Raw genomic sequence first — 20,442 nt, 5'->3', positions numbered from 1 at the left:
CATCCCCCCTGTGGCGAGGGAGCTTGCTCCCGCTGGAGTGCGCAGCGCTCCCAGTTTTTTGGGGCAGCTTCGCAGCCCAGCGGGAGCAAGCTCCCTCGCCACAGGGGCACGCTTGGAGTTTCATCAATGAATCACAAAGTGGCCTTCAGCTTTGCCGATGGCAAGACCCTGTTCTTCCCGGTGGGCGCCCATGAAATCCTGTTGGATGCGGCCCTGCGCAACGGCATCAAGATCCCGCTCGATTGCCGCGAAGGTGTGTGCGGCACCTGCCAGGGGCGTTGCGAATCCGGTGAGTACAGCCAGGACTACGTCGACGAGGAAGCGCTCTCCAGCCTCGACCTGCAACAGCGCAAGATGCTCAGTTGTCAGACCCGGGTGAAGTCCGACGCCACCTTTTATTTCGACTTCGATTCGAGCCTGTGCAACGCCCCCGGGCCCGTGCAGGTACGCGGCACGGTGAGCGCGGTGCAGCAGGTCTCGACCAGCACCGCCATCTTGCAAGTGCAACTGGACCAGCCACTGGATTTTTTGCCGGGCCAATATGCGCGTCTGTCGGTGCCCGGCACCGATAGCTGGCGCTCCTACTCCTTCGCCAACCGGCCGGGTAATCAGTTGCAGTTCCTGGTACGCCTGCTGCCCGATGGAGTCATGAGCAACTACCTGCGTGAACGCTGCCAGGTAGGTGATGAAATGCTGATGGAAGCGCCCTTGGGTGCGTTTTATCTGCGGCACGTCACCCAACCGCTGGTACTGGTGGCGGGCGGCACCGGGTTGTCGGCGTTGTTGGGCATGCTTGATGAGCTGGCCGTCAACGGCTGCACACAACCTGTGCACCTGTACTACGGCGTGCGCGGCGCCGAAGATTTATGTGAAGCGGCGCGTATCCACGCCTACGCGGCAAAAATCCCGAACTTTCGCTACACCGAAGTGCTGAGCGACGCCTCAGCCGAGTGGACGGGCAAACGCGGCTACCTCACCGAGCATTTCGACCTGGCCGAACTGCGGGACAGATCGGCGGATATGTACGTGTGCGGCCCCCCTCCGATGGTCGAATCCATCCAGCAATGGCTGGTGGATCAGGCACTTGATGGCGTTCAGCTGTATTACGAAAAGTTTACGCAGAGTAATATCTGACCCTCAGCAGTTCTGAGGGGCCGATGCGGCGTGCAATCACCCTTGAGAAAAACAAGTAGAAGGGAATGTTAATGGCGGATGACATGGTTAACCCGGTGGGCCTCAAGCGAGGCCTGAAGAACCGGCACATTCAGCTGATCGCCTTGGGAGGTGCGATTGGTACAGGCTTGTTCCTCGGCTCGGCCGGGGTACTCAAGTCGGCGGGGCCGTCGATGATCCTGGGCTATGCGGTGGCCGGGTTTATCGCGTTCCTGATCATGCGCCAGCTCGGCGAGATGATCGTCGAAGAGCCGGTGGCCGGGTCCTTCAGCCACTTCGCACATAAATACTGGGGCGGTTACGCGGGCTTCCTGGCGGGCTGGAACTACTGGGTGCTCTACGTGCTGGTGGGCATGGCCGAGTTGACGGCGGTGGGCAAGTACATCCAGTTCTGGTGGCCAGAGATCCCAACCTGGGTCAGCGCGCTGGTGTTCTTTGTCGCGGTGAACCTGATCAACACCCTGAACGTGAAGTTCTTCGGTGAAGCCGAATTCTGGTTTGCGATCATCAAGGTGGTGGCGATCGTCGGCATGATCGTGCTCGGCTGCTATCTGCTGTTCAGCGGCACCGGCGGCCCGCAAGCCTCGGTCAGCAACCTGTGGAGCCACGGTGGTTTCTTCCCCAATGGCGGCATGGGGCTGTTGATGTCGATGGCCTTCATCATGTTCTCGTTCGGTGGCCTGGAACTGGTCGGCATCACCGCCGCCGAAGCCAGCGAACCGCGCAAGGTGATCCCTAAGGCAATCAATCAGGTGGTGTACCGCATCCTGATTTTCTATGTCGGTGCGCTGACCGTGCTGTTGTCGCTGTACCCGTGGGATCAACTGCTGCAAACCCTCGGCGCGTCAGGCGATGCCTACAGCGGCAGCCCGTTTGTGCAGATCTTCTCGCTGATCGGCAACGACACCGCCGCCCACATCCTCAACTTCGTGGTGCTGACCGCGGCGTTGTCGGTGTACAACAGCGGCGTGTACTGCAACAGCCGCATGCTGTTCGGCCTGGCCGAGCAAGGTGACGCGCCCAAGGCGCTGATGAAGCTCAACAAGCAAGGCGTGCCGCTGCGGGCGTTGGCGATTTCGGCGTTGGTGACGATGCTGTGCGTGGTGGTCAACTACGTCGCGCCGCACAGTGCGCTGGAGTTGCTGTTTGCCTTGGTGGTTGCTTCGTTGATGATCAACTGGGCGCTGATCAGCCTGACCCACATCAAGTTCCGCAAGGCCATGGGCGAGCAAGGCGTGACGCCATCGTTCAAGACCTTCTGGTTCCCGTTCAGCAACTACCTGTGTCTGGCGTTCATGGTGATGATCATCGGGGTGATGCTGGCGATTCCGGGAATTCGTGAGTCGGTGTATGCGATGCCGGTATGGGTGGGGATTATCTACGTTGCCTATCGGTTTCGGATCAGAAACACGAGAGTTGCGGTCACCCAGTAACCTCTGTGGGAGCCGGGCTTGCCCGCGATGGCGGTGTGTCAGCCAACGGGTGGCCGACTGATACACCGCCATCGCAGGCAAGCCAGCTCCCACAGTTGAGTGTATTTCACATAGAAAAAGCCCCGGTAATCCGGGGCTTTTTGTTTAGAGGGTGGAACGTACTCGCCAGAGTTCGGGGAACAGCACCGTGTCGAGCATCTTGCGCAAATACCCCACGCCTTCAGTACCGCCGGTACCCGGCTGGAAGCCGATGATCCGCTCCACCGTGGTCACATGGCGAAAGCGCCATTGGCGGAACGAGTCCTCCAGGTCGATAAACTTCTCGGCCAACTGATACAAATCCCAGTAACGGCTCGGGTCGCGATACACCTCGCGCCAGGCCGCTTCCACCGATTCATCGTGCACCGTGGCTGCGGTCGGGTCGCGCTCGGCGCGTTTGGGATCAATCGCCAACCCCGCCTTGACCATCAGGTTTACGGCCTCGTCATACAGCGATGGCGTGGCAATCGCCACCTGCAATTGCTGCAGCAACTCCGGGCGATGAGCATGGGGCCGCAGCAGCGCCGGGCTTTTGTTGCCGAGGATGAATTCGATCTCGCGGTACTGGAACGACTGGAACCCCGACGACTGTCCCAGGAACGGGCGAATCGCCTTGTACTCCGACGGCGTCATGGTCGCCAGCACCGCCCAGGCGTGCACCAGTTGATCGAAGATCCGCGACACCCGCGCCAGCATCTTGAACGCCGGCGGCAGCTCACCCAAGCGCACATGTTCGCGGGCAGCCTTGAGTTCGTGAAGCATCAGTTTCATCCACAGCTCAGAGGTCTGGTGCTGGATGATGAAGAGCATTTCGTTGTGGTCTGGCGACAGCGGGTGCTGGGCGCTGAGGACTTTGCCCAGGTCCAGGTAGTCGCCATAGCTCATGGACTCGGAGAAGTTCAATTCGGCGTTATGCCATTCTTCCGGCGGTTGGTAATCAGCTGAAAAAGGACATTGGCTCATCGCGTGGGCTCCTTGAGCGGGCGGAGAATGGCGCGCACGGGGCTCGCGTCCAGGTTGGCGAAGCGCAGCGGCAGCGCGATCAGTTCATAGTCGCCCTCCGGTACGTCATCGAGCACGATGCCTTCGAGGATCGCCATGCCATGGCGCGCCACGACGTTGTGCGAATCCATGGTCTTGGATTGTTGCGGGTCCAGGGACGGCGTATCGATACCAATCAGGCGCACACCCAGGCTGGCCAGTAGCTCAATGGTCTGGGGGGCGATGGCGGTGAAATTCGAATCCCAGTCGGTGAGTGGCGCTTGTGGATAAGTGCGCAGCAGCACGCGCTCGGGCAGGTTATCCACACGCCCTTGCAACTGATGGGGCTGCACCAGGGCGCCGCTGCCCAGGCAGTGCAATACCCGACACGGCCCCATATACACATCCAGCGACACCTCGCCAATCGGCGCGCCATCAGCGCTGTAATGCAGCGGCGCATCCACATGGGCGCCGGTGTGCGGCGACAGGGTCACGCGCCCCACATTCACCGGGCACTCCGGGCCGAACTGCCACACGCGCTCTTCCTGGAACGGTGTATCGCCCGGCCAGGTCGGGGTGGCCGTGCTCAAGGGCGGGCTGATATCCCACCACGTTTTTATTGGGTTCATTGCAAGGCTCTCACGGTGTACTGGGGTGAATGATACGAGGGCCAGCTCTGAATTTTCTTGCGAATTCTGGCGCCAAGCGCGAATTCTTTCGCAATTACTGCGAGGAAACATCGAATTGGTGAAGGGATATATCAAATAAACCAGGCTGCGCTTCTGGGCATACGGATGTCGAGTCCAGACCACCAACCCTAGCCGCGACGCTATAGGGTTCGACTCTTCTACCTTTGCCTCGGAGTCATCATGTCCAAGCCCATCACCGTACTGCGCGACACCCACCCACTGCCGGTCCTGGATGCCTGCAAATGGGAAAAGCTCGAAGGCGACCCGCACACTGTCAACCTCAACGCCTACACCAGCGAAGACGGCAGCAAGATCATGGGCACCTGGATCTGCACACCGGGCAAGTGGTACGTGGAATACGTGAAGTGGGAATACTGTCATTTCCAGGAAGGCTACTGCGTGATCACGCCTGAAGGCATGGAGCCGATCCATCTGCGCGCTGGGGATATCTTTGTGGTGGAGCCGGGGATGAAGGGGACGTGGGAAGTGGTCGAGACAGTGCGTAAGTATTTTGTGTTTGCCTGACTCAGCAAAACCTGTGGCGAGGGAGCTTGCTCCCTCGCCACAGGTATTTATTTGGGCTTGCGATAGCTGTTGATGATCGCCGAGAAGTCCTTGCCCCCTTCCCCTCGCTGGCTCATCGACTGATATAACTGCTGGGCCACTGCGCCGAGAATCACCGGCTGATGCGCCTGGCGCGCAGCCTCAGTCGCAAGGCCCAGGTCCTTGAGCATCAGGTCGGCACCAAAACCACCGGTATAGCCACGCGATGATGGCGCGGTCTCGATCACGCCTGGCCAAGGATTGTAGGTATCGGAACTCCAGCAGCGCCCCGTGGAGCTGTTGATGATGCCGGCCAGCACTTGTGTATCGATGCCAAGTGCATCGCCCAAGGCCATGGCTTCACTGACGCCGACCATGCTGATACCCAGCAGCAGGTTGTTGCAGATCTTGGCGATTTGCCCGGTGCCGACATCGCCGCAGTGCACGATGTTGCGGCCCATCTGCGCCAGCACCGGTTGCAGGGTGGCGAACAGTTCCGGGTTGGCGCCAACCATAAAGGTCAGCGTCCCGGCCTGGGCACCGCCGGTGCCACCGGAGACCGGCGCATCGGCCACTGCCACGCCTTGTTTGGCTGCCGCAGCCGCTACATCACGGATGGTTTGCGGGTCGATGGTGCTGCAGTCCACCGCCGGCACGCCTTTGCCGATGCCGGCGAGCACGCCGTCTTCATTGAGCCACACGCTGCGCACATGGGCGGCTGCCGGCAGCATGGTAATCACCAGTTCGGCGCCTTGGGCCGCATCACGCGGCGAGCTGCTGATGGTGCCGCCCAGTTCGGCGAGTTCCTTGAGTACGGCCTGGTTCAGGTCGAACAGGTTCAGAGCGTGGCCAGCTTTGATCAAGTTGCGAGCCATGGGCGCACCCATGTTGCCCAGGCCGATAAATGCAATCTTCATGATCGTCTCCCAGGTTCAGCGCAGGTTGATGGTGGTGTTGACGCCATCGTTGACGGTGTCATCGTCGAACCAGCGGCTGGTGACGGTTTTGGTCTGAGTGTAGAACTGCACCACTTGCTTGCCGTAAGGGCCCAGGTCGCCGAGCTTGGAACCGCGCGAGCCGGTGAAGCTGAAGAACGGCACGGGCACCGGAATCGGGATGTTGATGCCGACCTGGCCCACATCGATTTCGCTCTGGAATTTACGCGCCGCCGCACCGCTCTGGGTGAACAGGCCTGTACCGTTGCCAAACGGATTGGCGTTGACCAGGGCGATGGCTTGATCGAGTGTGTCGACTTCCAGTACCACCAGCACCGGGCCGAAGATTTCCTCGGTGTAGATGCGCATGTCTGTGGTTACGCCCGAGAACAGCGTCGGGCCGACGAAGTTGCCTTGTTCAAAGCCCGGCACTTGGATGTCGCGGCCGTCCAGCTCCAGCTTGGCGCCTTGTTTCACGCCGCTTTCGATCAGTTCAAGGATACGTGCCTTGGCGCGCTTGGAAATCACCGGGCCAACGTCCGTGCCGGCTTCGCTGCCGGCATTGACCTTGAGCTTTTGCGCCAGCGCCTTGAGGTCCGGCAGCCATTGCTTGGCCGCGCCCACCAGCACCACCACCGAGGTGGCCATGCAACGCTGGCCAGCCGCGCCGAAACCGGCACCGACCAGGGCGTTGAGGGTGTGTTCTCGGTTAGCATCCGGCAGCACCACCGCGTGGTTCTTGGCGCCCATCATCGACTGCACACGCTTGCCGTGTTTGCCGGCCAGGTCGTAGACATGGGTGCCCACAGCCGTCGAACCGACGAAGGACACCGCCTTGATGTCTTTGTGAGTGCACAGCGCATCCACCACGTCCTTGCCGCCATGCACCACGTTGAGCACGCCCGCCGGTACGCCGGCTTCCAGCGCCAGTTCCACCAGCAGCATGGTCGACAACGGGTCTTGCTCGGAAGGCTTGAGTACAAAGGTGTTACCGCAGGCAATCGCCATCGGGAACATCCACAGCGGAATCATTGCCGGGAAGTTGAACGGGGTGATGCCGGCGCACACGCCGATAGGCTGGCGCAGGGTGTAGGTGTCCACGCCGCCGGCCACGTTCTCGGCGAACTCACCCATTTGCAGGGTGCCAATGGAACAAGCGTGCTCCACCACTTCCAAGCCACGGAAAATATCGCCCTCGGCATCGGCAATGGTCTTGCCCTGCTCGGCGCTGAGGACTACAGCAATGCGCTTGGAATGTTCGCGGATCAAGGCTTGCAGCTTAAGCATGATGCGCATGCGCGCGCCGATCGGCGTGAGTTTCCAGGTCTGGAACGCTTGATGGGCAGCGCCGATGGCCGCGTTGACTTCATCGGCGGTGGCAAACGGGACTTTGGCCAGCACTTGCTGGGTGGCCGGGTTGACGATGTCTTGCCACTCGGTGGTCTTGGACTCGACCCACTCGCCGTTGATCAGCAACTTGACCTGTTGCACGGAAATATCGGCAGATGCGTTCATGTGGTCTCCAGAATCTTGTAGTTATGCAGAGAACCAAGGCGTTGAATCGCCTTGAAGAATGAGGCGTTCGGACTGTTTTTGGAGTATAGATGTGCAAATCTCTAATAAGAACGCACATAAAAGCCGGTCCAATATGCAAAAAAACATCACCTCCCTGGGCGCCCTGAACTGGGATGACCTGAAGTTTTTTCTCGAAGTGGCGCGCACCCGCAAGGCCAGCGTGGCCGCCAAGCGCCTGGCGGTGGACTACACCACCGTGTCGCGGCGCATCAGCTCTCTGGAAGTGTCCCTCGGCACGCTGCTGTTCGAAAAATCCCGGACCAACGGCTTCGTGCTCACCAGCGAAGGCCAGCGGTTGCTGGGTTATGCCGAATCCATCGAAAGCACGCTGCACATGGCCTGCGAACAGGTGTCCGGCTCCGGCGTGGCGCTGTCCGGCCATGTGCGCATGGGCTGCACCGAAGGCTTCGGCAGCTTCTTCGTCACCCCGCAACTGAGCCACTTCGTCGACACTTATCCTGCGATCTCGGTGGATATCCTGCCCCTGCCCCACTTCATCAGCCTGTCCAAGCGCGAAGCCGACATCGTCATCGCCCTGGAACGCCCGGAACACGGGCCGTATGTGTGCTGCAAACTGTGCGATTACAAATTGCAGTTGTACGCCACTCAGGACTACCTCGACCAACACCCGCCGATCCGCAAGCCTGCGGATTTGGCCGAGCATCCGTTTATCAGCTATGTGGATGATTTGGCCTTCAGTTCGGAGTTGCTGTACCTGGCCAACGTCGTGCCCGGCGCCAGCGCGAGTTTGCGCAGTACCAGCGTGATCGCGCAGTACGTGGCGGCCCAGCAAGGCCGGTCGATGGCGATATTGCCGTGCTTTCTGGCCGCGCAGGACCCGCGCTTGCTGCCGGTGCTGGGGGATCAGATTGCGATTACGCGGCAGTTCTGGATGTATTGCCGGGAGGATCTGAGGAAGTTGAAGCGGATTACGTTGTTGTGGGATTACATTCGAGAGGTAACAGAGCAGAACCGAGGGTTGTTGATGGGAGAGACGAGGGAAATGCGGTTTGCAGACTAAATATGGGAGCTGGCTTGCCTGCGATAGCGGTGTACCAGCAGAAGCTATATCTACCGATCAACGGCCATCGCAGGCAAGCCAGCTCCCACATATTGAATGCATTTCAGCTTGGGAAAGGTGAACCCGCTTAGTCTGCGATCACTACGATCGACACCCGGCGATTCTCGGTGCGGCCTGCTGTGGTCGTATTCGGCGCTACCGGCTCGCTGCTGCCCAGGCCGCGCAGTTGGATGTTTTCTTCTTTCATGCCCACGCGGGTCAGCACCTTGCCCACGCTTTTGGCGCGGCGCAGGGACAGGGCCACGTTGTAGGGCTCTTTGCCCGAGGCGTCGGTGTGGCCGTCGACACGCACACGCTCGATACCCGCGCCTACCAGGGCCTGGCCGATGCGTTCGACGATGTCGGTGCTGGGTTTGTTGAGGGTTTCGACGTCGCTGCCAAACAAGACTTTACCGGACAGGCCGAAGGCCCAGCCCTCATCGGTCAGCTCAAAGCCTTGCTGCTTGAGCACGGCGACTTGCGCCGGGGTCAGGCCTTTGGGTGGCGTCTGGCAGCCGCTGAGGGCCAGGCAGGCGACGAGCAAAGAAATAAATAAAACGCGTGTGTTAGCGAACAAGGGAATCAACTCCTGTGTTGAACGTTGGCGACGGGGTGCTCCGACTCCGCCGTTTGCTGGCCGCCCGAAGACAATCGTTTGGCCTGGTACATCGCCGCGTCGGCAGCGTTGAGCAAGGTCCCTGGCGTGGCACCATGCTCGGGATAAATCGCAATGCCGATACTGAGGGAGGTCAACACCTGAGTGTCTCCAGGCAGTGGAATCGGCATGTCCATGCTGGCAATGATTTTGTCGGCGATACGCTGGGCGTCTTCGGCCTTGTGCAGGGGCGCCAGCAATACCGCGAATTCATCACCGCCCAGGCGCGCCACCAGGTCGTCCTCGCGCAGTTGCGCCCGCACGCGGTCGGCAACGGCCACCAGCACGGCATCGCCAGCGGCGTGACCGAAGCTGTCGTTGATGTCTTTGAAGCGGTCGCTATCGAGGAACAGCACCGCCACCCGCTCGTTGACCTTGGCCGCGCTGCGCAAGGCACGGATCAGCCGGCCTTCGAAGAACGCGCGGTTGGGCAGGCCGGTGAGGCTGTCGTGGCTGGCCTGGTGGGCCAGGGTTTCGTTTTCGCTTTGCAAGTGGCTCTGCCAGGCCTCCATCTCGCCGAGCAGGGCGTTGAAGTCGCTGCCCAGGCTGTCGAGTTCGGCGATCTGCGCCGAGGGTACGCGGCGGTCGAAGTCTCGCTCGCTGCGGGCGGCGTGGGCAACAGTCGCCAGGCGCTGCAGTGGCACGGTGATACCATTTAACAGACGCCGCGACAGATGCAACGCCACCCAGGCGCTGAGGGCGGTGCAGATCAGAATCCCGACCAAGCCACTGAGCAAGAAGCGCAACAGGCTGCCACCGTGGCCGACCAGATGGATGCTACCGACGGTTTGCCCCTGGCGCAGGATCGGCTGGCTGATGGGCTGTTCGAGCAGGGCGTGCGCTATTTGCAACTCGACCCGCGACAACATGCCGGTTTCCGGGCGAACCCAGCGCGCCAGCAGCTTGCCGTTGATATCGAATACTTCTGCCTGGGCCACTTCTTCGGTAGAGGCAATCAGGCTCAGGGCTTCGGTGGCCGCCGCACTGTCGTTGAACACCACGGCTGCTTCCACGGTGTAGTTGATCGAGCGGGCGATCAGGTGCAGGTTGTGCTCGGCGTAAACCCGCAGGGCAAGTACGCCCAGCAGGGTCAGGGACACACTGGCCAGGGTCACTGCTACCAGCGCCAGGATCATATGCCCGCGGGCAATTACCGAGCGCAGGGTCGGCCGCACTTTATCGCGACTCATGAGCCAGGCGCTCGACGACGGGACAACTGCAACACACTGGGATGGATGCGCACGCCGCTACGGGCGACGGAATCCAGATTGACCTCGAACGACACCTGCTCATCGCTGACGCGCAGGCAGAACAGGCTGCCCACCGTGCATTGGTCGCCCCCTTCGCTGATGCTGAGTACGGGATGGCCGATCAATGAGGTAAACAGGCGGTTGCGTTCGTCGGGGGTGATTTTGCCGATGTAGACGGCATCACAGGCATTGACGATATCCGGATGATCGACCAGCAGGCGCCGCACCCGCACCGGACGACCGGTGGCCTGGGTAGTGCCTTTGACCAGATCATCGGTGTACTGAGTCGGCCCGACAATGCACAGCCGCAATTGCGCAGGCTCAACCGGCCAACGGGCGTAGCTGAGGATACCGAGCACCACTTGGGTGACCGCCTGCGCACGGTGCTCGGCCAGGCTGGGCGTCTGCGCAAATAGGCGCGGCGCAAGCAGGCACAGCACTGTCACCAGTAACAGGCGTCTCCAACTCAAACTGCGCGCTTTGGGCGAGACAGCCACGTTCATGCAGCGATACTCTCAAGTGTTTTCAGGATGATGCCGCAACGATAGCACAGCGGCGGACATCCCCACGAAGCACAGCATTCGAGGGGTTCGCTATTTTTTCAGAAAAATCAGACGTCTGAATAAGAAATATCGCCTGACCTACCAGTCATTTTTTTCAGACGGAAGGTCCAACTCCAACATCAATCCGCTCAGACGCTTGACCTTGCGCCGCACCGCTTCCTCAAACACGCCGCCGCGCGGCTCAACCAGGCTGAACCAACGCTTGGCGCGGGTAATACCGGTATAGATAAGCTCTTTGGTCAGCACCGGGTTGAGGGCATCCGGCAGGATCAGCGCGGTGTGAGTGAACTCCGAGCCCTGGGATTTGTGCACGGTCATGGCGTACACGGTTTCCACATCATTCAAGCGGCTGGGCAATACAAAGCGCACGCCGCCCTGGCCATCGTTACGTGGAAAGGCCACCCGCAGAACGTGGGGGCCGCCGTCGCTTTCGGGCAATTTCAGCGCGATGCCGATGTCGCCGTTCATCAGGCCCAGGCCGTAATCGTTGCGGGTCATCAGCACGGGGCGGCCTTCGTACCACTGCTCGTCACCCTCGATCAGACGTACCTTGCGCAACGCCGCAGTGATGCGCAGGTTGAGCCCTTCGACGCCCCACGGGCCCTTCCGCACGGCGCAAAGCAGTTGAAACGCGTCGAAGGCTTGCAGCAACTGTTGCGCCCAATCGGTCCAGGCTGGATCGTCACGCGGTGTGTCCGCAGAGGGGCGTGCCGATTGCAGCAGGTTCAGGTAGTAGCGATAACCTTGGGCGCCATCGCCCTGCCCGTCCAGTACCAGGCGCTCAAGGGCGTGGTCATGCTCGCCCTTGAGGCTGACGCAGAACAGGTCGTCGTGACGGCCTGCGGCTAGCAGCTGGCGGGCCTCTTCGGCGTTTTGCTGGTTGACCCAACGCGCCAGTTGGCCAATACCGCTGCCCTCACCGAAGCGGCGCGAATAGCGCAGCATCACCACTTGCTGGGCCAGGGGATGGCTACCATCGAGGTCTTCTTGCAAGCCGCTGCAACTGAGGTCTTCACCGCTGACGGCTTGTAGCCAGTGGCGAGTCTGCAGGCTGTACCAGCCGGCTTCGGCATCGCGGCACAAGTCGCCGAGTACGGCCCCCGCTTCTACCGAGGCCAGTTGGTCCTTGTCGCCCAGCAATACCAGGCGCGCGTGGGGCGGCAAGGCGTCGAGCAGGTTGGCCATCATTTCCAGGTCGATCATCGAGGCTTCGTCCACCACCAGCACATCCAAGGGCAACGGGTTGCCCAAGTGATGACGGAAGTGCCGGGTACCCGGACGGCTGCCCAACAAGCGGTGGACTGTGGTGACCTGGGTCGGGATTTTTTCCCGCACGTTGTCGGGCACTGTCAGTGACAGCACTTGCTGGCTGATGGATTCGGTCAGGCGCGCAGCGGCTTTACCGGTGGGCGCAGCCAGACGAATGCGCAACGGGCTGCCGGACTCCACGGCGGGCGCCTGCAACAGCGCGAGCAGGCGCACCACGGTGGTGGTTTTACCGGTACCGGGGCCGCCGGTGACGATGCTGAAGGCGCCGCGGGTCGCCAGGGCGCAGGCGAGCTTTTGCCAGTCAATCACCCCATCGGGCGCCGGTTGGTCGAACAGGCGATTGAGCCGTTGCGGCAGATCGGCGGCGGCGTCTTCCACGCTGGCAAGGCGCAGGCGCAGGGCGCGGTCGATACGCCGCTCGTAGGCCCAGTAGCGGCGCAGGTACAGGCGCTTGCCGGACAACACCAACGGGCGGCTACGAGCCTCCTCGCTGCCATCGACGGCCAGCGCAACCAACGGGCTTGAAGCCAGGGCATGGCACCAATGCGCACCATCCAGGCCGTGCAGCAACTGTGAGGGTAGCAGCATGGCGCCGGTGTGCAGGTCGCCTTCGGGCGGCAATGACAGGGCGAAATCCGGCGCCTTGAGGGTTTCGAACACATCTAGGCAGACGTGGCCATGGCCCAGTTGATGGCTGGTCAAGGCCGCCGCCAGCAGCACCAGGGGATCGGCCTTTGGGTCCAGCTCGTACAGGAAGCCGACGAAGGCTTTGTCCAAGGCCCGCAGCCAACCCCGCTCGACCCAACGTGCAAGCAACTGCAGCAGGTCGGCAGCACGATCGAGGGGCAAAAGCGCCTCCAGCGGTAACGGCGACAGGCTCATAAGAGCACTCCTTGTTCCCAGGCGGGCTCAACCTTGGGTGGGATGGGCTTGCCCTGGAACAACAGGTCCAGGCTCTCGATCAACTCACGAGGCGGTCGGGTGAAATACGCGCCCTGGCTCACCGACTGGCTACCGCGCAGGAACAGGTACAGGGCACCGCCAACGTGCTGGTCATAATCGTAATGCGGCAGGCGCGCCTTGAGTTGGCGGTGCAGGGCCAGCAGGTAAAGTACGTATTGCAGGTCGTACCGATGCTCGAGGATCGAGTGCTCCATGGCGTCCTGGGTGTAGGCCGAGTCGTCAGGGCCGAGCCAATTGGATTTGTAGTCGGCCACGTAGTAACGGCCATCGTGCTCGAACGTCAGGTCGATAAAGCCTTTGAACATGCCGTTGAGCAGCACCGGTTCGGCGGCCACGCGGGACACGCCGCCATGGGTGTGCTGGCACACCAGTTTGTCGAGGGCGAGTACGTCGACGGTGTGACTGGCAAACCAGAATTCCATCTCGATCTGGTACTGCTGCAGGCCACTGAGGGTGAAGCGCTCGTTGTACAGGGGCAGTGGCGTGTGCAGCAGGTGCTCCAGCCAGCCGCTGAGGGTGACGATCCAGCCTTCCCAGTTGCGGCGGTTACAGCGTGCGCCCACGGCTTTTTCGATCGCCTCCGGGGTCACGTTGAAACCTTCTTCACCGGCCCATTCCAACAAGCCGTGAAGGAAGGTGCCTGGGTTGGGACCGCGTGGGAAACGGTGAATATCCCCGCCGGACGCGACCGTTTCCCGAGGGGCATCGGGGTCGAGGCGTTCGTCATCGAACAGCTTCTGGGCCTGCGGGCTTTCGGGGGCTTCGAGGTTGGCGGCGCTCATGCTGTCGCCAATGCGCAAGGCGCTGTAAGAGGCAATCCACCAGTTTTCTGCGGCCTTGCGTGCAGGCAGCAACGGCGCAAGCAGGGTCGCTTGGTTGCGCGGCGGGTGGAACAAGATGTCTTGGGCGTCCGGCACAAGGTCATAACCGATGGCCGCGCAGCCTTGCTGCAAGTCCAACAACCAGCGCGCCAGCTCCGCTGATTCGCCCAACGACGCGCCGGCACCGAGCAAATAGCCCAATGCCGACAGGTGCAAGACCGAACTGCTGTTATTACCGCGCTTGAGGTCGGCGATGCCCAGCCAGCAGGCGTGTTTGGCGCGGGTCAAGGCCACGTACAACAAACGCAGGTCTTCGGCCAGGCGCTCATCGTCGGCTTGGGCGATCAACTCGGCCGTGGGTCGCAGGCTGACGTGGGACTTGCCCTGTTCATCGTGGTAATGCAGCGGCAAGCGACTGCCATCCACGGGCTTGGCCGAGCAGATGAAGGGCAAGAACACCAAGTCGTACTCCAGGCCCTTGGATTTGTGGATGGTCACCACTTTGACCAATTGCTCGTCGCTTTCCAGGCGCAGGATCTGCTCTTCACCGGCCTGCCCCGACAGCGCCAGATGCTCGGCCAAATGACGGATCAACGCCTGCTCGCCATCCAGTTCCGAGGCGGCCTGTTGCAACAATTCACTGAGGTGCAACAGGTTGGTCAGCACACGCTCGCCATCACTGCGGGCGATGAGGGTTTGCGGCAGCTTGAAGTCGTGGAGCAGGCGACGCAGCATCGGCAACACGCCTTGGGTACGCCAGATGGCACGGTAGCCACGGAACTGCATCACCCGCGACTCCCACGCCAGTTCGTCCTGATTCAGACGCTCCAGCTCCGACAGGGACAGGTTCAGGGTGACGCAGGCCAAGGCGGCACGCAGCGGGCGTTCGACATCCGGTTCCGCGCAAGCCTTCAACCAGGCCAACAGGTCATGGGCTTCCTGGGCGGCAAACACCGAGTCTTTATCCGACAGGTACACACTGCGCACGCCACGGCTGGCCAGTTCGGCACGTACGGCTTGGGCTTCCTTGCCGTCGCGCACGAGGATAGCGATGTCTGACGGCAACACGCCCTTGAGGGTGCCCCCTTTTACAAAGCCCGCGGTGCCTTGCTGCCCACCATTGAGCAGCGCAACGATTTGCGTGGCGCAGGCGGCGGCCAGGTGTTGACGATAAACCGCGTTGGAAATCGGCTGGTCGGTGGGCAGATGCCAAAGGTTCATGGCCGGTAGCGTGTGGCCGTCGACCTGCAACTGCTCGCTGCGGCCTTGGGACAGTACCGAATGGAACGGCACCGGGTTATCGCCATCAGGCTGGCGAAACAGGAACGCACCACGGCCGGTTTCCGCACGCTGGAACACATGGTTCACCGCCTCGACCATCGCATGGCTGGAGCGGAAGTTGGTGCCCAGGGTGTGATGGCGGCCGGTGGTGGCCTGTCGGGCGCGCAGGTAGGTGTAGATGTCGGCGCCGCGAAAGGCGTAGATCGCCTGCTTGGGGTCGCCGATCAGGAACAGGCCGCTGTCGAGGTGGTTTTCTTCGATGCGGTAGATGCTGTCGAAGATGCTGTATTGCACCGGGTCGGTGTCCTGGAATTCATCAATCAGAGCCACCGGGAATTGCTCGCGGATCACACTGGCCAGGCGCTCGCCACCGTCTGCCTGGAGGGCGGCGTTGAGGCGGATCAGCATGTCGTCAAACCCCATCTCGGCGCGGCGACGTTTCTCTTCCTCGAAGCGTTTGCCGACCCAGCCGGCAGCGTGTTGCAGCACCGCCGCGTCGGGCGTTGGCAAGGCGTCGAGGCTGGCTTTGAGGCTGGCCATGGCCTCGATGCCGGGGTGCTGGGGCGGCTCGCCTTTCCAGGCTTCGGCCATTCCGTCGGGCGTCAGGCGGGTGAAGCCGGTGCCGATGTCCAGTTGTTCCAGGGTTTCGTCAGCGGCCCAGGCGCTGATCTTTTCGAACCAGGGCTCGAAGTAGCGCGCTTGCATCTTGCGCCCATCGACCGCTTTGGCGGCGACGGCTTGCAGGCAGATATCCCGCAGCTCGGCAGCCCATTGTTGCCAGGGTGCCTTGAGGGCAACCAGCGCGGCACGCCGTTCTTGCAGGCAGGCGGTGATCAGTTCGGCTGGCTCGCGGGTTTCGTCGGTGGGCCGCTCGCTGCCGAACAACGCACGCACCCGTGGCATCAGCGCCGCGGGGCCGCCCCAATGATTGCGCACCCAGTTGAGCGCATCGTCATGCATTGGGTAGCAGAACAATCGCCAGTAATCGCGCAGCACTTCGCCCAGCAGGTCGCTATGGTCAGTTTCCAGGGTTTGTGTGAACAGGCTGCCGCTGTCGAACGCATGTTCGCGCAGCATGCGCTGGCACCAACTGTGGATCGTGGAGACTGCGGCTTCATCCATCCATTGCGCGGCGATGTCCAGGCGATTGGCACAGGCGGGCCATTGCTGCGGATCATATTGCTCGCGCAGGTCGGCAATCAGCGCATCAGGCTGTTCGATTTCGTCACGGAAGAAGCGCGCGGCCTCGGCCAGGCGGATGCGGATACGTTCACGCAGTTCCTTGGTGGCGGCGTCGGTGAACGTCACCACGAGGATTTGCGGTGGTAGCAGTTCGCGGCCGAAAGCGGATTCATCACCGCCGTGGCCGAGCACCAGACGCAGGTACAGGGCGGAGATGGTGAAGGTCTTGCCAGTGCCAGCACTGGCTTCAATCAACTGGCTGCCTTTGAGCGGGAACGCCAGGGCCAAGGGTTTGCCGATCATGCGTCAGCCTCCGTGCTGGAAAGCGATCGCCAGGGGGCGTTGATCAGCGGGCGATACAGGGTTTCGCACCAGCCTTCGAACTCTTCACTGGCGACCAGGGCCGCGTAGTCGGGAAATTGCCGCGTAAGGGCAGGCGTTTCGCGGCGTTCGCCGTCAGTGGTGATGCCATCGCCTTCATAGGCTTTGCTCGCAGCCGCTTGGGCCTTGGCGGGATCAGCCTGGCCGAGCCAGGCGAACGCGGTTTTCACTGCGACCGGAAGCGGCGCGCTCATTCCCGTGTGCCAGGCCAACAGCAGGTTACCGAGAATGTCCTCGGCGCCGGCCTTGTCCAGTGGGGCCAACAACAAGGTATCGTCACTGGCTACCAGGCCGGTGCTCAAGGGCAGGCCACAGGCGCAGGCCACCACGTGATTGACCCAGGGGCGGATGAGGCGGTGCCACTTGCGTGTCTTGATCGAACCAATACTGTTGGGGATGGTGGTGACGCTTAACAGTCCGCCATCACTGCGTCGGTGCAGACCGCTGATCCAACCTTCCAACTGGATGCCTTGGTACGCAAAGCTGATCGGTTCAGCGCCAGTATGCGGGGTGGGCCACAACGCCAGAAGGTGCTGATAGCGTTGCACCAGGTCCGGCAGCGGCTCGATCAGTTCGTTACGCAGGCATTCACCGAAACCCACCATCGGCAGCAGGCCGCTGCCTTGCAGGCGCAGGGCCTGGGCGGTGAGCGCCTGATCGAGTTGGTCGGGTTGGGTGAGTGCCGCGTTCAGCAAGCTGTCGCTTAAACTGTAGCGTTGCAATGCGTCCAGCACGAAGGGTTCTTCGTCAGCCAAGGGCACTTCGGCGGCTTCAAAGAATACTTTCAGACGCTGGCTGAAGAAGTGCTTGACCGGATTGCGCAGGAAGTCCTGTAACTGGCCAAGGCTCAGGGGTTCTTCCTGTTGGTGAGTAGTCAAGCCTTGCTCTTGGGTGATGACCGCCGGTGCCTGATGCAGCAATTGCCATTCGCGCGCATAGCTGAACAGCGAATCGCCTTCGTGGAAGTAGCGGGCGCTGAAGGGTTGCAGCGGGTGCTCCTGGGTCATTGCGTCGATCAGCGGCAGATCGCTTCTGGCGTGCTGCCAGCCGCTGGCGAGGTGGTCGCGTAGTTGGCCGATCAGCACCGAGGCCGGGCGATCGCTGTTGTCACGGATGCTGCGGCCTACCCAGCTGATATACAGCTGGTCACGGGCTGACAGCAGCGCTTCGAGCAGTAAGTAGCGGTCGTCTTCGCGGCGAGAACGGTCGCCGGGGCGGTAATCGCTGCCCATCAGGTCAAAATCCAGGGGTGGCTGGGCCCGCGGGTAATCGCCGTCGTTCATGCCCAACAGGCAAACCAACTTGAACGGGATCGCACGCATGGGCATCAGCGTACAGAAATTGACCGCCCCCGCCAGGAAGCGCTGGGACAGGCGCCCCTGATCCAATCCGGCCAACCATGCCTCACGCACGACCGTAAGGGGTAACTCGTCTTGCAGACCAACGGACTCGCAGGTTTCTAGCCAGGTTTCTCTTAATTGTTCGAGCTGGCCCAGCAGGTAGTCATCGTGCTCGCTGCTGGGTAGGAAAAACAGCTGCATCAACCGTTGTAGACGCTCGCCCCAGGTTTGTGGCGACGCGGGTTCCGATAACGCTTGATGGGCATCGTTCAAGGCGTCAAGCAAGGCGACCAGTGGGCCGATCAAGGCCGCATCGAGGCCACCGATTTCGTCATAAGGTTCAATACCGTCGCAGGCCGTGCCGGTGCCGACGGCATAGCCCAGCAGCATACGGCGCAGGCCGAATCGCCAACTGTTTTGCTCCAGTTCCGTGGGCAGGCCCAAACCGGCGCGTTGCTCGGCGTTCAGGCCCCAGCGGATGCCGGCGCCTTCGATCCAGCGATGCAAGGTGGGCAGATCACGCTCTTTGATGGCGAAGCGTTCGCGCAGGGCCGGGACGTCGAGCAGGTCGAGGATTTCGCTGACAGGGAAGCGGCTGTCGGGAAGTTTGAGCAAGTGCTCGACGGCGATCAACAGCGGGTCGCGACCACGTTGGCCTTGGTCTGTAAGGGTGAAGGGGATGAAGCGTGGGTCATGCCGTTCGAGCTGGCCGAAGACCGCGCGAATATGCGGTGCATAGCTGTCGACGTCGGGGACCATGACGATGACGTCCCGAGGGCGCAGGGTGGGGTCAGCGCTGAAGCGATGAAGTAATTGGTCGTGGAGGATTTCCACTTCGCGTTGGGCGCTGTGGGCGATATGGAAACGGATCGACGTATCGCGTTGCAAGTCGACAGCGGGCCAGAGCTCACGGGTTTCATTCAACGGGCGCAGCTCGAGGATATCGTCCTGGAGTTGGTTGAGGAGCGTGGTGGGTTCGCTGTCGCTGAACAGGTCAATACGACCGTCGCGAAATGCGGCGCGGTAGCTGTTGGGGTCATCGTAGCTGTCCAGCAGACTGATGTAATCACGGCCCTGCTTGCCCCAGGCAGCGAGCAGTGGATGGGCGTGCTGGTGCAGCGTTTGTGGGTCGATAGTGACGGGCATGCCCGTTTTGCGCGCCTGGCGTTTGTATTCGTTACGCAGCAAGTCCTTGTCGGCGACGATGTCCGACCAATGATGGCGGCAGGGGTTATGCACGCAGAGCAGGACTTGACTGAAACGGGCCAGGCCCGCCAAGGCTTCCAGCGCCTGGGCCGGCAGCGATGAGATGCCAAAGACGATCACCCGAGAAGGCAAGCCGGGCGGTGCGTGTTCAAGGTTGTTGATGCGCTCGATGAAGCGTTGATGCACGCCGGCCCGGCTTTCGGCCATGCCTGCTTCACCCACATCCAGCAGCAGCGCGCGCCATAGCTCGGCTTGCCAGCAGTTGGCTGGGTTGAGCGGTTTGGACTCGCCTCGACCATTGCGCAGTTGGTGCCGGCCTGCGGCCCAATCTTCCAGCCAGTCGGCACGGTAGACCTGGTATTGATCGAAGAGGTCAGCTAGGCGCTCGGCGAGTTGGTAGCGTTTGCGCAGGTCGGTGTCTTGCGTCAGGAAGCGTTGCAGAGGCTCGAAGTGCGGCTGGTCGATCAGCTCGGGTAACAGCCGCATGAGGCGCCAGGTCAGCGGGGCTTTATCAAGCAGAGACTTGGGCGGGATTTCGTCACGCCCCAAAACCATACGATAAAGCTGCCACATAAAGCTGCCAGGCAGTTGCACGTCGATGGCTGCGGCAATGCCACAGCCGCCCATATCATCGGCTTCCGGGTCTTCGGCCAAGGCCAGCTTGAGCCATTGGGCGATGCCGTTGCTTTGTACCAGGGCGATTTCATTTTCCAAGGGCGCCAGTGGGTAACGGCGCATCCAACTGACCACCAGGCTTCGCAGCTCGTCCAGGCGGTTGCCATGAACCACCATGAATCCAGGACTGAGGGACGTCGCGTCCGGCATAACGGCTTCCTTGGGAAAAGCAAAATCGAGGGATGGACTTTAGCACTGTGGTGCACGGGGCGAACACAAGGCGAACAAGTGTAGGGGGACAAGGTGGACACTTTTCGAGCGCCCAAAACAAAACCCCAACTGCTTTCGCAATTGGGGTTTCGGAATTTAATCTTGACGATGACCTACTCTCACATGGGGAAACCCCACACTACCATCGGCGATGCATCGTTTCACTGCTGAGTTCGGGATGGGATCAGGTGGTTCCAATGCTCTATGGTCGTCAAGAA

General features: G+C 61.5%; 14 protein-coding genes and 1 rRNA gene. 4 read left to right on the top strand and 11 right to left on the bottom strand.

Annotated features, from left to right (window positions below):
* The first annotated feature begins 126 nt into the window (after nucleotides 1-126).
* Nucleotides 127-1,134, top strand: a complete 1,008-nt coding sequence (gene antC, locus JJD66_RS04890; RefSeq protein ID WP_200647682.1) for an anthranilate 1,2-dioxygenase electron transfer component AntC — start codon at nucleotides 127-129, stop codon at nucleotides 1,132-1,134.
* A 71-nt stretch (nucleotides 1,135-1,205) separates the two neighbouring features.
* Nucleotides 1,206-2,606, top strand: a complete 1,401-nt coding sequence (locus JJD66_RS04885; RefSeq protein ID WP_200647681.1) for an amino acid permease — start codon at nucleotides 1,206-1,208, stop codon at nucleotides 2,604-2,606.
* A 144-nt stretch (nucleotides 2,607-2,750) separates the two neighbouring features.
* On the opposite strand, the gene kynA is transcribed toward JJD66_RS04885, so the two are convergent.
* Nucleotides 2,751-3,608 (bottom strand): tryptophan 2,3-dioxygenase, encoded by an 858-nt coding sequence (kynA, locus tag JJD66_RS04880; RefSeq protein ID WP_072434974.1) that lies wholly within the window; start codon nucleotides 3,606-3,608, stop codon nucleotides 2,751-2,753.
* Nucleotides 3,605-4,255, bottom strand: coding sequence for an arylformamidase (kynB, locus tag JJD66_RS04875; protein WP_181125032.1), 651 nt, complete (start codon nucleotides 4,253-4,255; stop codon nucleotides 3,605-3,607). Before kynB ends, kynA begins: the two co-directional genes overlap by 4 nt.
* A 240-nt stretch (nucleotides 4,256-4,495) precedes the next feature.
* Between kynB and JJD66_RS04870 the strand changes: the two genes are divergently transcribed.
* Nucleotides 4,496-4,840 carry a cupin domain-containing protein gene (locus tag JJD66_RS04870; protein ID WP_003230905.1) on the top strand — a complete coding sequence of 115 codons (345 nt, stop codon included), beginning with the start codon at nucleotides 4,496-4,498 and terminating at the stop codon, nucleotides 4,838-4,840.
* Nucleotides 4,841-4,887: 47 nt separating this feature from the next.
* Here the strand turns inward: JJD66_RS04870 and mmsB are convergent, their stop codons facing one another.
* Entirely contained in the window at nucleotides 4,888-5,775 is an 888-nt protein-coding gene (gene mmsB, locus JJD66_RS04865) for a 3-hydroxyisobutyrate dehydrogenase (protein WP_056845950.1), read from the bottom strand.
* 15 nt (nucleotides 5,776-5,790) lie between these two features.
* Entirely contained in the window at nucleotides 5,791-7,308 is a 1,518-nt protein-coding gene (locus tag JJD66_RS04860; RefSeq protein ID WP_200647680.1) for a CoA-acylating methylmalonate-semialdehyde dehydrogenase, read from the bottom strand.
* Between the two features lie 133 nt (nucleotides 7,309-7,441).
* On the opposite strand from JJD66_RS04860, the gene JJD66_RS04855 reads away from it, so the two are divergent.
* Nucleotides 7,442-8,389 (top strand): LysR family transcriptional regulator, encoded by a 948-nt coding sequence (locus JJD66_RS04855; RefSeq protein WP_200647679.1) that lies wholly within the window; start codon nucleotides 7,442-7,444, stop codon nucleotides 8,387-8,389.
* Between the two features lie 127 nt (nucleotides 8,390-8,516).
* On the opposite strand, the gene JJD66_RS04850 is transcribed toward JJD66_RS04855, so the two are convergent.
* The 7 genes from JJD66_RS04850 to rrf all read right to left on the bottom strand — a co-directional run bounded on the left by JJD66_RS04850 (nucleotide 8,517) and on the right by rrf (nucleotide 20,440).
* Entirely contained in the window at nucleotides 8,517-9,005 is a 489-nt protein-coding gene (locus tag JJD66_RS04850) for an OmpA family protein (RefSeq protein ID WP_200647678.1), read from the bottom strand.
* A 5-nt stretch (nucleotides 9,006-9,010) separates the two neighbouring features.
* Nucleotides 9,011-10,273 (bottom strand): diguanylate cyclase domain-containing protein, encoded by a 1,263-nt coding sequence (locus JJD66_RS04845; protein ID WP_200647677.1) that lies wholly within the window; start codon nucleotides 10,271-10,273, stop codon nucleotides 9,011-9,013.
* Nucleotides 10,270-10,836, bottom strand: coding sequence for a YfiR family protein (locus JJD66_RS04840; protein WP_198715957.1), 567 nt, complete (start codon nucleotides 10,834-10,836; stop codon nucleotides 10,270-10,272). Before JJD66_RS04840 ends, JJD66_RS04845 begins: the two co-directional genes overlap by 4 nt.
* Before the next feature lie 138 nt (nucleotides 10,837-10,974).
* Nucleotides 10,975-13,047, bottom strand: a complete 2,073-nt coding sequence (gene recD / locus JJD66_RS04835; protein ID WP_200647676.1) for an exodeoxyribonuclease V subunit alpha — start codon at nucleotides 13,045-13,047, stop codon at nucleotides 10,975-10,977.
* On the bottom strand, nucleotides 13,044-16,715 hold the full coding sequence (gene recB, locus JJD66_RS04830; RefSeq protein WP_200647675.1) for an exodeoxyribonuclease V subunit beta: 3,672 nt from the start codon (nucleotides 16,713-16,715) through the stop codon (nucleotides 13,044-13,046). Before recB ends, recD begins: the two co-directional genes overlap by 4 nt.
* Nucleotides 16,712-20,164 carry an exodeoxyribonuclease V subunit gamma gene (gene recC, locus JJD66_RS04825; protein WP_200647674.1) on the bottom strand — a complete coding sequence of 1,151 codons (3,453 nt, stop codon included), beginning with the start codon at nucleotides 20,162-20,164 and terminating at the stop codon, nucleotides 16,712-16,714. Before recC ends, recB begins: the two co-directional genes overlap by 4 nt.
* 160 nt (nucleotides 20,165-20,324) lie before the next feature.
* Nucleotides 20,325-20,440 (bottom strand): 5S ribosomal RNA (rrf, locus tag JJD66_RS04820).
* Nucleotides 20,441-20,442: the final 2 nt, after the last annotated feature.

The organism is Pseudomonas sp. MF6751 (assembly GCF_016613265.1).
Lineage (GTDB): Bacteria > Pseudomonadota > Gammaproteobacteria > Pseudomonadales > Pseudomonadaceae > Aquipseudomonas > Aquipseudomonas fluorescens_BV.
The sequence above is the reverse complement of the archived record's forward strand: the minus strand, read 5'-3'. Positions and strand labels throughout refer to the sequence as shown.

What these genes read in the sequence shown, in the direction of transcription:
- antC (WP_200647682.1), top strand. Translation starts at nt 127, where the DNA reads ATGAATCACAAAGTGGCCTTCAGCTTTGCCGATGGCAAGACCCTGTTC.
- JJD66_RS04855 (WP_200647679.1), top strand. Translation starts at nt 7,442, where the DNA reads ATGCAAAAAAACATCACCTCCCTGGGCGCCCTGAACTGGGATGACCTG.
- JJD66_RS04870 (WP_003230905.1), top strand. Translation starts at nt 4,496, where the DNA reads ATGTCCAAGCCCATCACCGTACTGCGCGACACCCACCCACTGCCGGTC.
- kynA (WP_072434974.1), bottom strand. Translation starts at nt 3,608, where the DNA reads ATGAGCCAATGTCCTTTTTCAGCTGATTACCAACCGCCGGAAGAATGG.
- JJD66_RS04845 (WP_200647677.1), bottom strand. Translation starts at nt 10,273, where the DNA reads ATGAGTCGCGATAAAGTGCGGCCGACCCTGCGCTCGGTAATTGCCCGC.
- JJD66_RS04840 (WP_198715957.1), bottom strand. Translation starts at nt 10,836, where the DNA reads ATGAACGTGGCTGTCTCGCCCAAAGCGCGCAGTTTGAGTTGGAGACGC.
- JJD66_RS04885 (WP_200647681.1), top strand. Translation starts at nt 1,206, where the DNA reads ATGGCGGATGACATGGTTAACCCGGTGGGCCTCAAGCGAGGCCTGAAG.
- recC (WP_200647674.1), bottom strand. Translation starts at nt 20,164, where the DNA reads ATGCCGGACGCGACGTCCCTCAGTCCTGGATTCATGGTGGTTCATGGC.
- mmsB (WP_056845950.1), bottom strand. Translation starts at nt 5,775, where the DNA reads ATGAAGATTGCATTTATCGGCCTGGGCAACATGGGTGCGCCCATGGCT.
- recB (WP_200647675.1), bottom strand. Translation starts at nt 16,715, where the DNA reads ATGATCGGCAAACCCTTGGCCCTGGCGTTCCCGCTCAAAGGCAGCCAG.
- recD (WP_200647676.1), bottom strand. Translation starts at nt 13,047, where the DNA reads ATGAGCCTGTCGCCGTTACCGCTGGAGGCGCTTTTGCCCCTCGATCGT.
- kynB (WP_181125032.1), bottom strand. Translation starts at nt 4,255, where the DNA reads ATGAACCCAATAAAAACGTGGTGGGATATCAGCCCGCCCTTGAGCACG.
- JJD66_RS04860 (WP_200647680.1), bottom strand. Translation starts at nt 7,308, where the DNA reads ATGAACGCATCTGCCGATATTTCCGTGCAACAGGTCAAGTTGCTGATC.